Source organism: Brumimicrobium sp. (assembly GCA_023957385.1).
Taxonomy (GTDB): Bacteria; Bacteroidota; Bacteroidia; order Flavobacteriales_D; family Crocinitomicaceae; genus Brumimicrobium.
In genome coordinates this window covers 2220816-2234491 of record JAMLGZ010000001.1, presented here as the reverse complement: position 1 = coordinate 2234491, position 13676 = coordinate 2220816, and the positions used below count along the sequence as shown (strand labels likewise).

The following is a 13676-nucleotide window of genomic DNA, read 5'->3' as shown; positions in this document are numbered from 1 at the left end:
ATTTTCTTATTTATTTTTGTAAAAAAAAATAAAAAACTATGTCCTTAGTCCGTAAAAATGCCTACGAAGATGTACTACATCGTATCCCAAAAGAAGTTCAAGCAGATTCAAAAATTGCAGAAAAATTTGGAGAAAATGTCTTTCATGAAGATAAAATGCGTGAATATTTACCAAAACACGCTTATGAAGTTATAAGAGACGCTATCGCAACAGGCAGTAAAATAGATCGAATTACGGCAGATATAGTGGCTTCAGCTATGAAGGATTGGGCTATAGAGAAAGGAGCGACACATTATACGCATTGGTTTCAGCCATTGACAGGGACAACTGCTGAAAAACACGATTCTTTCTTTGAACCGATAGGTCCAGGAAAGGGTATCAATATGTTTAATGGAAATTTGTTGGTACAACAAGAACCTGATGCTTCTTCTTTTCCTAGTGGAGGAATTAGAAATACATTTGAAGCAAGAGGTTATACAGCTTGGGATCCTTCATCGCCTGCTTTTGTGATTTCAAATATGTTGTGTATCCCAACTATTTTTATTGCATATACGGGAGAAGCATTAGACTATAAAATGCCATTGCTTCGAGCGTTAAATGCAATTGATAAAGCGGCAGTCGATGTTTGCCAATATTTTGATAAAGATATTACAAAAGTGAACGTTACTCTAGGCTGGGAACAAGAATATTTCTTAGTTGATAAATCAATGTATAGTGCACGCCCTGATATGGTTATGACAGGACGTCTTCTTTTTGGTCAAAAACCGGCTAAAGGACAACAAATGGATGATCATTATTTTGGGTCTATACCTCGAAGAGTCACTAGTTTTATGCGAGATTTTGAGATGACAGCTATTAAGCTAGGTATCCCTGTTAGAACTCGCCATAATGAAGTTGCTCCTTGTCAATTTGAATGTGCTCCTATTTTTGAAGAATGTAATTTAGCGAATGACCATAACTTATTGTTAATGGATTTGCTAGATAAAATTGCTAAAAAGCATGATTTTAGAGTGCTTTTGCATGAAAAACCTTTTCGCGGATTGAATGGTTCGGGAAAACATAATAATTGGTCATTATCCACCAATACCGGAGTAAATCTTTTATCACCAGGCATTAATCCAAAAACTAACCTTCGTTTTCTTACCTTCTTTGTGAACACGATTAAAGCTATTCATGATAATGCGGATATATTACGTGCCTCTATTGCTAATGCATCTAATGACCATCGTTTAGGAGCGCAAGAAGCACCTCCTGCAATTATGTCTGTGTTTATAGGATCCTATTTATCTAAATTTTTAGATGATTTAGAGAAAAGTATCAAAGCTGGTAAAATGACACCACAAGATAAGACAGAGTTAAAACTAAATATAGGAAAAATACCTCAACTTTTAGTGGATAATACAGATAGAAATAGAACTTCCCCATTTGCATTTACTGGAAATAAGTTTGAATACCGGGCGGTTGGCTCATCCGCTAATTGCGGTCAACCTATGATTATGTTAAATACGATAGTTGCAAGGCAATTAAAGTTGTTTAAAGAGGCTGTAGATCAGCGTATAGCTAAAGGAAATGGTAAGGATGAAGCTATATTAAAAGAATTACAAAAAATCATTAAAGAATCAAAAAAGATCCGTTTTGAAGGAAATGGATATGGGGAAGAATGGCATAAAGAAGCAGCTAAGAGAGGTTTGAGTAATTTGAAAGATACTCCGGAAGCTCTCCAAGTATGGGATAGAAAAGAAGTATTAGACTTATTTGAAGAAATGGGAGTGCTTTCTCCTAGAGAATTAGCAGCTCGTAAAGAGATCGAATTGGAAAAATATATAAAGGTTATTCAGATAGAGGCTCGAACCATAGAAGATTTAACGCAAAACCATATTATCCCTGTAGCTATTAAGTATCAAAATGAGCTAGTCAATAATATCAAAGGTATAGAAGAAGTTTTAGGTAAAACCCAAGCAAAATCTACTACATCGGCACAAAGATCCATTCTTTCAGATTTGATTTTACACATGAATCAAATGCAGGAATATTCTAGAACCATGTTGGTAAATAGAAAAAAGGCGAATAAAATTGAAAATATAGAAGAGCGAGCAATAGCATATAGAGATACGGTTCTCGTTTATTTTGATAAAATTTCATATCATACCAATAAATTAGAAACGTTAGTAGATGATGAAATATGGCCTTTTCCTAAATTGAGAGAGATTTTGTATATTGACTAGTGAGGAAACAAAATGAAACTATTTGGTTTGTGAATAGTTGCTGTGCTGCGGTAGTTTTTATTAAAACTCTTTCCCAGTATAGTAATTATAATCTTTGATAATCGTTTCAATGAAAGTACTCAATTTCACTTCCTCTTGATTAAATGTGATACCCGTTATTTCACAAATTTTATCAGCTAATTTTTCTGCAAGTACTTTATTCTTGGTTGCTATTGCTTTTTGAAAATTTTCTTTGATAATACGTAGGTCATTGTCAGATAAGGCAACTACTTGTGGGTAGAGCGGAACGTAGTCTTGTTGTAAATCAACCAGAATAGTGTGACTAATATTGTATTTGCTTTTTAAGGTAATAACCGCTGTTCCAGCTACAATATCGCCTAATCTTTTATTTTTGGTATTAATGATAATGGTAAGTATTCCCACTAATCCAAGACTGATAAACACATCTACTAAACGAAAAATCCACCGAGCAAAATAGTCCATAAAATGTCCTTGATAAGCATCTGATTTGATCACTTTAATTTTCATAACTTTTTTCCCCGGTGTTTGCCCTTCCATTAGGCTTTCAAAAAATAAAGTATAGAAATAAATAGGGAGAAAAAATAGATTTATGATGGCAGCCGAAGACCAACCATCCATATTGTCAAGATATTTATCAAGATTCCCTATTTTGATAAAAACAAACCATAAAACAATTAGGTAGGCAAATTTTACCATCATATCAAATAAAAATGCAACCATGCGCTCTCCTATATTAGCTAAAGCAAAGTTAATATTCACATTTTGAGAAGTATTTATAGAAATAGTTTCCATTTTTATATATCTTTAGCAAAGATATGAGAGAAATTGCATTTATAAAGCAAAATAAAGAAAAATGGATTGAAATTGAAGAAGTTGTACAAGGAAAGGCTAAAAAAAATCCAGATGAACTTTCGTCTTTATATGTCCAGTTAATGAACGATTTGTCGTTCTCTCAAAGCTATTATCCCAAGAGTAAGACAACGATTTATTTGAATTATCTAACGATTCAGATTTATCAAAAGATTTATAAAACCAAACGCGTTGAAAAAAATCGTTTGAAGTCATTTTTTACAGAAGAGGTTCCTTTTATTATGTATGCCAATAGAAGGATACTACTATTTACCTTTGTTGTTTTTTTCCTCTTTGTTGGGATTGGTATTTTGTCAACTATACATGATAAAGAATTTGCCAAATTGATTTTGGGTGAAAGTTATATCAATATGACAATAGAGAATATCAAAGAAGGTAATGCAATTGGAGTGTACGAAAGTGGTTCTAATTGGGGAAGTGCTATTTTAATTATAATGAATAATCTTGGGGTGGCGGCACGGATGTTTATTTATGGCGTCTTTGCTGGAATTGGAACACTCTTGTTTATGATATATAATGGAATTATGTTGGGGACTTTTCAATATTTCTTTGTGGAATATGGAGCGCTTGGTGAAAGTGCACGAGGAATTTGGATTCATGGAGCTTTTGAGATTTCTGCTATTGTGATTGATGCTATGGCTGGTTTTGTGTTGGGTGCTTCTATCTTGTTTCCTAAAACTTATTCGCGAATTGATTCTTTTAAAATTGGTTTTATGGAAGCAATGAAAATCTTTATAAGCACCATTCCTTTTATTGTGATGGCAGGACTATTAGAAGGATTTATTACGCGTTATGCTTTAAAAATGCCGCTGATTTTGAATTTAATCATTATTTTTGGAACACTTGGACTCATATTCTACTATTACGTAATCTACCCCTATAGAATACATGTGAAATCCAAGAAGTTAGAACTAGTATAAAGTATTTACGAATTAGAAGTAAAAAAATGGAATTTTATAAAAAACGTGATTTTGGTCAAATCATTGGAGATACATTTACGTTCTTCAAAGAATATGGACGTAATTTCATTCTCAATTATTTGACAATCAATGGTGGAATTATTTTGCTACTGCTAATAACAGTTGTTTTAGGGTATGGTGAAATTATTTCTCAACTTTTTGGAGGGAATATTTCAGGAGAAACTTACTATTTCCAACAATATTATAACGATAATCAGATGATGTTGATTTTTACATCGATTGTCCTATTCTTGTTACTCTTGCTGCTGATGCTCTTTACATTTAGTTTCCCAGTATTTTATATTAAGATTGTTTCGGAAACAGGTAATAAAAAAGTAACTACATCTGAAATTATAGATCATTTTAAAGGAAACTTCAAGCGCCTACTTCTTTTTTATTTGGGAACAATCTTTATTGTAACACCTATCTATTTTGCAGCTACTCTCTTATCTGCATTTTTGATAATAATAATGATAGGTCTTTTTCTATTTATCATGCTAATTCCAGTAATGTTGAATATTGTGAATTTTTCTTTATTCGATACATTAATTGGGGGCAATAGTTATTTTAAAGCATTAATAACAGCATTTAAGATGCAATTTTCTAGACGATTTTGGAAATATATGGGAGCTACTCTCGTAATTTATCTAATAATCTATGTGATAAGTATGCTCTTTACATTAATTCCTATTTTGATTTTTGGTTTTTCTATCTTCACTGTTGCAGGTGGCGCTCAAGATGATTCTACAGTTATGGTTATCTTAATCTTAGTAATGTATTTTATTTCGATTATTTTTTCATTTATAGTCTTTAATGCATTCTATATTAGCGCTGGATGGATGTATTTTGATAGTCGTGAAGATTTACAAGGTGAAGCATCTATATCTGAAATTGATCAAATGGGCTTGTGATTAAGAAAATTATATACATAGCAATTCTTGGTATCGTCTTTTGCTTTGGAGAAGGTAATCTATTGGCTCAAAGAGATTATCAGGCTAATGTAAAAACTGAAACACCTATACAAGAACAATATCTTTATGCCGAAGATGTTGATTCTCTTTTAAATAGTGATTATCAGACTGTAAATACTGTTTATCCACAAAAGTTTAAAAATAAATTTCAAGATAAATATACGAGCGAAGCATTTAATTACAATACGATAAAACCGCAAAAATCTATTTGGCAGATTTGGATGGATAAATTAGGAGAATTTTTGGATAATTTATTTAAATCCTCCCATATTGATGGAATCAATAACTTCACTTTGTGGATTTTTAGAATATTTTCTATTTTGCTGGTTGGTGTAGTTCTATATTTTTTAATTCGATTTTTGCTGCAAAAGAATGGAAACTGGATATTTACAAAGAAGGGAATAGGAATTGATCCGGAAACAGAAGATATTACAGAAAATATTCATGTAATTAATTTCCCTACCTTAATTGGTAAATACGAACAATTAGAAGATTATCGCACCGCTGTTCGCTATTGGTTTTTGTATGTATTGAAGTCTATGACTGACAAGGATTTGATAGAGTGGGATCCAGAAAAAACCAATAGGGATTACATGCAGTTATTGTTGGGTAGTAAGTATCATCGTGATTTTCAAGAATTAGCACGCATCTTCGACTATATCTGGTACGGTAAACGAGAGATAAATCAAGCGGATTACGTAAATTATAAATCCAAATATCAAAGAGTACTTCACAATTTATGAATAAGGCGCTGAAAATATATTTGATTGTGGCAGTCGTTATTGTAGCCTTACTCACACTTATGCAGTTGAATAAGAAGCCTATTTTGGATTGGAGAAAGAATTACAATCTAAAGAGTAAAGCTCCTTTTGGGCTATATGTTTTTAATCAAGAAGCTGATAATCTATTCAATCATAAACTAAAAAGAAGCAAAGAGTCACCGTATGATTTTTATTCAAAAGACTCCCTGAAATCAGCACATAATATCCTTATTATAAATAAAGAATACGACATAGAGAGTCGCAATAAGGTCCTCAAACAAGTTTATAAGGGAAGCAATGCCTTATTAATTGGAGATTGGGTGTTATCTGATTATTTTGACACTTTACGCATACATATTCAAAATTTTTACAATGATTCCTCTACGCTTTTATCGTTTACCGATACTACTAGAAATGCTAAAATGAATATAGATAAATTGCCTAATTATCGAGGTTTCTATATGTTAAAAGATAGGAATCATGAATATTTAGGGAAAGTTGAAGTGAAGGGAGCAGACTCGTATTTTTCAAACTTTGTAAAGGTTAGTTATGGAAAAGGAGCTTTTTATATACATGCTGATCCTATGATTCTAACAAACTATTATCTACTTCAAGTAGGAAATGAAAAATATGTAGAACAAGTTTTTTCTTATCTACCTCATGATAAGCATACGATATGGTTTATAGATAATCAAGTGATGGTAGATGAATCGCCTATGCGTTTCATTTTACAACATCCTGCTTTGAGGTATGCTTGGTATTGTATGCTAATAGGTATGCTCGCTTTTATTATTTTTAGGGGAAAACGTATGCAACGTATCATTCCAATAGTGAAGCCTTTACCAAATACTTCAGTAGAGTTTGTGAAAAATATTGGTAATCTTTATCTTAATGAAGGAAATGTGAAAGATATGATGAATAAGAAAGCAGCCTATTTCTTACATAAAGTGCGAACGGATTTACTTTTAGATACTTCCAAACTGAACCGAGAATTTGAAGAAAAATTGCAATTAAAAACTAATGCTACAATTGAAGATGTTGAAGAAGCAATTCAATGTATTCGTATCGCACAAGACAATCATACTGTAGTATATGAAAAAGATCTGATAGCAATGAATAAACTACTAGATAAAATTTATAAATGAATTAAATTATAAAATGATGGAAGAAAATCAAGAACCACAAGGGCACATTAACCTGGAAAATTCTCAAGGAGAGTTTACCAATAGATTGGATTTTACCGAGTTAAGTATTCATCTTCAAAAAATTAAGGATGAAGTTAAAAAGGTGATTGTTGGACAAGAGTCTATGATTGAACATCTTTTAGTGGCTTTACTTTCAAACGGGCATGTGCTGATTGAAGGTGTGCCAGGAGTTGCCAAAACGATTACAGCAAAGTTAATTTCCAAAACAGTAGATGTAGGCTTTAGCAGGATACAATTTACGCCTGATCTTATGCCTGCAGATATTTTGGGAACTTCTGTATTTAACATGAAGAATTCGGAATTTGAATTCAAAAAGGGTCCAATCTTTTCTAATTTTATATTGATTGATGAGATTAACCGCTCTCCAGCTAAAACACAAGCAGCTTTGTTTGAGGTAATGGAAGAACGACAAATTACCATGGATGGTAAACGATATCAAATGGATGAGCCATTTATTGTAGTTGCTACTCAAAATCCGATAGAGCAAGAAGGAACGTATCGTTTACCCGAAGCACAACTAGATCGCTTTTTATTTAAAATTAAAGTAGATTATCCTAATTTGGAACAAGAGGTTCAGATTATTAAAAATCAGCATATATCAAAGGTAGAAGATAAAACATCTCAGATTCAAGCTGTTGTAACTGCCTCTAATCTGAAAAAATTCCAACTACTTATTAAGGATGTGATTGTGGAAGATAAAATCTTAGAATATATAGCAAAAATCGTAGTTTCTACTAGAGAAAATCCATTCTTGTATCTCGGAGCTTCCCCTCGTGCATCTCTTGCTTTATTGACTTCCTCTAAAGGATTTGCCGCCATACGTGGAAGGGATTTTGTGACTCCTGAAGATATTAAGGACGCCGCAAATGCTGTGCTACGTCACCGTGTTATCATTGCGCCTGAACGCGAAATGGAAGGGATGGAAATTGAAGAAGTTGTGAAACAAATTATTGACGGAATTGAAATACCACGTTAATTGTAACCAAAAGATCTCATGATTTCATGAAAAAGCTTTATCTAAATAACACATTTTTTATTCTCTTGGGAGTATTGATTATACTCTATGTTTTTAGCTTTTTCTATCCTGCTCTTTTGAATATTAGTAATGGTTTTTTAGTTCTTTTTTTAGGAATAATAGGAGTTGATATCTTTTTGCTTTATAGACGAACTTTAGGATTAAAAGCGAGACGTATCGTTCCTGAAAAATTGTCAAACGGTGACGATAATCAAATTAAATTTCATCTAAAAAACAGATACCCCTTCCGGATTTCTGTAAAAGTGATTGATGAGGTTCCTAAACAATTTCAATTGCGTCATTTTGAAATTCATAAGCATATCGCTCCTATGGATGAAGTTCATTTTCAATTTGCCTTAACTCCCAAAGAACGTGGAGAATATATATTTGGCGCATTGAACGTATTCGTAAGTTCTCCATTGAATTTGATAGCTAAACGTTATAAATTTCAAGAAGATGTGATGCTTCCAAGTTACCCTTCTTTTATTCATCTCCAAAAGTACGAACTGTTAGCACTTCAAAATGAAGTGTTATTCGGTGGTATCAAGAAAATTAGAAAGATTGGTCACACAATGGAATTTGAACAGATCAAAGAGTATGTGAGGGGAGATGATATTCGAACTATCAATTGGAAAGCCACAGGGAAAAGCAATCAACTGATGGTTAATCAATATCAAGAAGAGCGGGCACAGCGTATCTATATGATAATAGACAAAGGTAGAGTCATGAAAATGCCTTTCAATGGCTTATCTCTATTAGATTATGCCATTAATGCTTCCATGGCTTTGTCTTATATCGTTCTAAAGAAACAAGATAGGGCAGGGGTTATGACTTTTTCTAAAAAAGTAGAAAACATCGTGGCTGCAGAGGCAAAATCTAGCCAAATGAAACGTATTGCTGATGCGCTGTATAATGTACAAACAAACTTCTTCGAATCCGATTTCAATCGACTCTATGTAGATTTACGAAATCATATAAAGCAGCGAAGTCTATTACTTTTGTTTACTAATTTTGAAACGCAAGACGCCTTAAAAAGGCAGTTAAAGTATTTGCGCGGACTTGCCAAGCAGCATTTAGTTGTAGTAATTTTCTTTGAGAATGCTGAAATCAAAAAATTATTAGATTATAAGAATGCTTCTAACATTGAGGATATTTACGATGAGATTATAGCTGAAAAATTTGAATACGAAAAGAAATTAATTAGACAAGAATTATCAAAATATGGTATCCATTCTATTTATACTTTACCAGAAAATCTAAATATCTCAGTGATAAATAAATATCTGGAGATTAAAGCGAGAGGTTTAATTTGATTGATTTAACCATGTAAGTAAACAAACAAAATGAAGTGAGTATCGAGTTAACTCATATTTCCGCAAGAATTCACCATATTTAGAAAGATGGTGAGGGTATTCCATAATTAAAAAAATATTACGTAACTAAAACAGTATGAAAAGTATAACAGTATTATTAGTAAGTTTATTTTCTTTTTCTCTTTTGAGTCAAGTGAAAGAGCAGGATTTACGTTCACGTATGGCGTCAAGCCCTTTTTGTGGACAAGAAACGGTGATTAAAGTATTAAAAGAAAAATCACCTGAACGCTATCAGAAATATATAGAGAGGAAGAATCAGTCAAATCAGTTACTAGATAAGGCTGATACTCGTGGAACAATATATACCATCCCTGTAGTATTTCATATTCTTCATGATAATGGTCCAGAAAATATATCTGAGGTGCAGATTTTAGATGCAATGGATATTCTAAATCGAGATTTTAGAAAATTAAATCCTGATGTTGTAAGTATTATTCCTGAGTTTCAGAATATTGCAGGAGATGCAGAAATTCACTTTGAGTTGGCAACAGTTGCTCCAGATGGTACCTGTTTCAATGGTATTACTAGAACGGAATCACTAGAAACATACAATGACGATGATTATGGAGGATGGGATCAGTTACAAGCAGTTCTGAATGGGAATGATGTGTATCAAGGTTATTGGCCTTACGATAAATATTTGAATATTATAGTTGCCAAAAAGATAATTTCGGGAGCGGCAGGTTATACGTATTTACCTTATACAGAAGATGTAAACGATGATCCGTCTAACTTATATTTCAATAGTATTTATATTTTGAACAGCTATGTAGGTTCTATCGGTACTTCAATGCCTATAACCAGTAGAACACTAACTCATGAAGTAGGGCATTGGCTTAATTTAAATCATATCTGGGGAGATGAATTTGGCGTATGTGGAGATGATGAGGTGGCAGATACTCCTGAAACAGAAGGATCCTCTGGTTGTGATTTGAATTTACATTCATGCGATGGAACTTTAGATAATGTACAGAATTACATGAATTATTCATACTGTAGAGTTATGTTTACCCAAGGACAAGTTGATAGAATGAGAGCAACATTAGAGGGAAATCTTGAAGGAAGATCTAATTTGTGGACAACTTCTAATCTAGAACAAACCGGGGTATTCCTTAGTAACTTAGGCTGTTTACTTAAAATTCAAGCGAATCAGTATATCATCTGTGAAGGAGGTTCAACTACTTTTGCAGTGACAGGAAGTAATGAAACAATTCTTTCTTATGCGTGGTCTTTTCCAGGAGGATCTCCAGCAACTTCTACAAGTGCAAATCCAAGTGTAAGTTACGCATCATCTGGAGAATATGACGTGGAAGTGATTATTACTACATTATCAGGGACAAATACTGTTTATAAAACAGGGTTAATTACGGTTTCTGCATCTCCTAGTACTTTTGTTTCCTTACCTATTGTAGAAGGTTTTACAGGAGTGACTTTTCCACCTGCAGACTGGTCTATAGAAAATGGAGGAAACCCTTCTACATGGAAAAAAGCAACGAAAGGAGTAGCGCCAACCGTTGGTAATTCGACAATGCTTGATTTTGACCCTGCTAATGGCGCTGTAAATACTTCAGGAGATATAGATATTCTTCACCTCCCTTATTTCTCATTAGAGAATATGTCTTCCGCATCACTCTCTTTTGATGTGGCATATAGACCGTATGGCAGCACTATATTTGATGATGAATTACAAGTGTTGATTAGTCCAAGTTGCGGTATGCCCTATGTCATCTATGATAAAAAGGGAGCCATTTTGGGCACTGAACCTGCATCTATTGAACCTTATCTTGATCCAATCAATTGGAGAAATGAAGTTATTGATCTAACTCCTTATGTGGGAGGTGTTGTACAAATTGCTTTTAAAGGTATATCTGGTTGGGGGACTATTGTATATATAGATAATATTAATATTCAAGAAACTACTGGAACTACTAATATCTATGAAGAACTCGATCAAGATTTTACGATTTATCCCAACCCCACATCAGGTAAGATTACTTTAACAGGTTCAAATGCGATGAATATAGTTTCTATTTATGAGAATTCTGGAAGATTGATAAAGACTATAGAAGTGAACCACCTTAAAGAGATTGAAATAGATTTGTCTTATTTGTCAAAAGGGATTTACTATGTACAAATGGTAGGAGAGGGATATGCCTTAACGAAGAAGGTTGCTGTAGAATAATCTACTAATTAATATTTCAATAATTTATTGGTTATTATTGAATGGAATTCACTTGACTCTATTGTATATCGATAAAATCAATTACTTTTTGTAGCACCATTTCTGGAGCTTCTTTGTGTGGTGTGTGCCCTACATCAGGAATAATGAATTGTTCTGCTTGTCCACTAACTTGTGCAATGGTTCTTTCTACCTGCTTTAATGAACCATACTCATCTTTTTCCCCTTGAATGAATAAGAGTGGACAACTAATTTTAGACAATAAATATTCGATATTCCAATCTCGGTAATCACTTCGTGTCCATGTTTCTGTCCATGCTCTAAACAAAGTTTCTACTTTATCTCCGTGGTATTTTGTTAAACGTTCTTTCAAGTTGGTAGTATTATAGGATTTTATTGCGTCGTAAATCCCTTGTAAAGTAATATCTTCTACAAAAATATGAGCAGCTTCTACGATAACTGCTTTAATTTTATCAGGATATTTGCTTGCTGCAATTAAAGAAATTGAACCACCATCACTATGTCCAAATAAAATCACATTTTCTAATCCAAATTGATTTAATAAATTATATAAGATATCCGCTTCTAATTCCATATAATTCACAGGTCGTTCGTGAGTAGCTATAGATTCTGATTTTCCATAACCAAGTCGGTCATAGAGTAAGAAATTACATTGTGTCGCTTGTGCTAATTTTTTCGGAAAATCTCGCCAGAGTTGGGCGCATCCTAAGCTATCATGAAGAAATACCAGCGTAGGACGATTTTTATATAAATTATGAAATTCTATATATAGCGAATGATTAATCATGTATATGATAATTCCTTTTGAGTTTTTCCAATATTACACTTTCCTACCAATAGCTATCGGTATTCGGCCTTGTGCTTGTCGAAGGTTTACTTTCCCTTCCTTCTCTTCCACTCTTTCTCGATCAAACTAAGCTCTCTACCTGTTTGTCCAGCTACAGAAGTATTTTCTTCTGCTCTTCTCAATAAATATGGTGTGACTTTCTTTACAGGGCCATAAGGAACGTATTTAGTTACGTTATAACCTGCATCTGCAAGATTAAAAGAAATATGGTCAGACATACCCAAAAGTTGCGCAAAGAAAATACGCTTATCATTCTTGTCTAGTTTGTGTTTTTCAATAAGATCTACTAATAACATCGCGCTTTTTTCATTGTGAGTTCCACAACAAACCGCACATACATCTATATTTTCTACCATGATTTGAGTAGCCAAATCAAAATCATGGTCGCTAGATGCTTTATCAGGCTGAATAGGAGAGGGATATCCCATTTCGAGGGCACGTTCTCTTTCTTTTTCCATATAGGCTCCCCGAACCAGTTTTAAACCAAACTTATATCCTTTGGCTCTTGCTCTTTCAATACTTTTACGAGTAAATTCAATTCGGTCGTGACGATACAATTGGATAGTATTATATATCCAACAAGTTTCTTTGTTGTATTTTTCCATCATAGACTCTACGATTCTATCCATCACGTCCTGAATCCATGTTTCTTCAGCATCTACAAAAATGGGGACCTGACATTCTACAGCTAAAGCACATATTTCATCAATTCGATGGATGATACGATCTAGCTCCGCCTTTTCTTCAGGGGTTAGAACAGTATCTTCATGATTTGCTCTTTCTAACAATCCTTTTCTTGCCAAACCTGTTGGTTTAAATACGCCAAATGGAATAGAATCTCTGTGATCTTTTGCTTTGAGAATAGTGCGCTTAATTTCATCCTTGGTACGGTCAAAATCTTCTTCTTTTTCTTGTCCTTCTACGGAATAATCTAAAATAGTACCCACCCCATAGTTATATAGTTTTTCTATGGTTTGGTCACATTCGTCAATAGTTTCTCCTCCGCAAAATTGCTTGAAAATGGTTGCTTTTATCATCCCTGAAATAGGCAGGCCTAATTTGAAAGAGATAGGAACTATCTTTTTACCAAAAGAAACCATCCATGGTTTGCCTACAATTTTGAAAAGTTTGTGTGCTCTATTTAATTCTTTGTTTGTCTTATATTTAAAAGCTACTTCTGTATTATCGAATGAAACCATATATCTGTTTTTAATAGTTCAATTTGTCGG

At 33.3% G+C, this 13676-nt stretch carries 11 protein-coding genes; 8 read left to right on the top strand and 3 right to left on the bottom strand.

The annotated features are described in order from the left end of the window. The first annotated feature begins 38 nt into the window (after nt 1-38). Complete coding sequence (locus M9897_09770) at nt 39-2225, top strand: glutamine synthetase III (GenBank protein MCO5269169.1); 2187 nt, start codon at nt 39-41, stop codon at nt 2223-2225. Between the two features lie 60 nt (nt 2226-2285). Here M9897_09770 and M9897_09765 read toward each other — a convergent pair whose 3' ends face one another. Then, entirely contained in the window at nt 2286-3038 is a 753-nt protein-coding gene (locus M9897_09765) for an RDD family protein (protein ID MCO5269168.1), read from the bottom strand. A gap of 23 nt (nt 3039-3061) precedes the next feature. Here M9897_09765 and M9897_09760 point away from each other — a divergent pair, with 23 nt between their 5' ends. From M9897_09760 to M9897_09730, 7 genes are all read left to right on the top strand, one after another. Continuing rightward, nucleotides 3062-4036, top strand: coding sequence for a stage II sporulation protein M (locus M9897_09760; protein ID MCO5269167.1), 975 nt, complete (start codon nt 3062-3064; stop codon nt 4034-4036). A 26-nt stretch (nt 4037-4062) separates the two neighbouring features. Beyond that, nucleotides 4063-4986: a hypothetical protein gene (locus M9897_09755; GenBank protein ID MCO5269166.1), complete on the top strand. Its 924-nt coding sequence runs from the start codon at nt 4063-4065 to the stop codon at nt 4984-4986. Continuing rightward, nucleotides 4983-5789, top strand: coding sequence for a DUF4129 domain-containing protein (locus tag M9897_09750; GenBank protein MCO5269165.1), 807 nt, complete (start codon nt 4983-4985; stop codon nt 5787-5789). Before M9897_09755 ends, M9897_09750 begins: the two co-directional genes overlap by 4 nt. 26 nt (nt 5790-5815) lie before the next feature. Beyond that, nucleotides 5816-6952 (top strand): hypothetical protein, encoded by a 1137-nt coding sequence (locus M9897_09745; protein ID MCO5269164.1) that lies wholly within the window; start codon nt 5816-5818, stop codon nt 6950-6952. A gap of 16 nt (nt 6953-6968) precedes the next feature. Continuing rightward, the gene (locus tag M9897_09740; protein MCO5269163.1) at nt 6969-7988 is read left to right on the top strand and encodes a MoxR family ATPase; all 1020 of its coding nucleotides are present in this window, start codon (nt 6969-6971) and stop codon (nt 7986-7988) included. A gap of 26 nt (nt 7989-8014) precedes the next feature. Continuing rightward, nucleotides 8015-9340 carry a DUF58 domain-containing protein gene (locus tag M9897_09735; protein MCO5269162.1) on the top strand — a complete coding sequence of 442 codons (1326 nt, stop codon included), beginning with the start codon at nt 8015-8017 and terminating at the stop codon, nt 9338-9340. Between the two features lie 136 nt (nt 9341-9476). Next, complete coding sequence (locus M9897_09730; GenBank protein MCO5269161.1) at nt 9477-11582, top strand: zinc-dependent metalloprotease; 2106 nt, start codon at nt 9477-9479, stop codon at nt 11580-11582. A 58-nt stretch (nt 11583-11640) separates the two neighbouring features. Here the strand turns inward: M9897_09730 and M9897_09725 are convergent, their stop codons facing one another. Both M9897_09725 and M9897_09720 read right to left on the bottom strand, forming a co-directional pair. Then, complete coding sequence (locus tag M9897_09725; GenBank protein MCO5269160.1) at nt 11641-12387, bottom strand: alpha/beta hydrolase; 747 nt, start codon at nt 12385-12387, stop codon at nt 11641-11643. A gap of 86 nt (nt 12388-12473) precedes the next feature. Then, the gene (locus tag M9897_09720) at nt 12474-13646 is read right to left on the bottom strand and encodes a proline dehydrogenase family protein (GenBank protein MCO5269159.1); all 1173 of its coding nucleotides are present in this window, start codon (nt 13644-13646) and stop codon (nt 12474-12476) included. Nucleotides 13647-13676: the final 30 nt, after the last annotated feature.